Source organism: Chryseobacterium sp. SIMBA_038 (assembly GCF_046535115.1).
Taxonomy (GTDB): Bacteria; Bacteroidota; Bacteroidia; order Flavobacteriales; family Weeksellaceae; genus Chryseobacterium.
The window spans coordinates 1-265 of the sequence record NZ_JAWRXH010000215.1 but is presented as its reverse complement, the minus strand read 5'-3'; the positions used below and the strand labels follow the sequence as shown (position 1 = coordinate 265).

1 protein-coding gene is annotated in these 265 nt (G+C 44.2%); it reads right to left on the bottom strand.

Annotated features, from left to right (window positions below):
* On the bottom strand, nt 1-265 hold a 265-nt coding region (locus tag SB689_RS23335; RefSeq protein ID WP_410694428.1), incomplete at both ends, for a M24 family metallopeptidase.

Sequence of the window (265 nt, the reverse complement as noted above, 5' to 3'; positions counted from 1 at the left end):
CGTGAATCGTTTTCTCTGCTTCTTTCACCGCAATAAGGTTTTCATGACGAATTCCGTATTGTCCTTCAAGATAATATCCAGGTTCGTTAGAACAAACCATTCCTGGAAGAAGATCCTGCGGGTTCAGATCTTTTCTGATGTTTTGTGGTCCCTCGTGAACATTCATGAAGCTTCCTACTCCATGTCCTGTTCCGTGGTTGAAGTCTTTCCCTTCCATCCATAACGGAAGTCTTGCAATGGCATCAAGGTGTACTCCTTTTGTGCC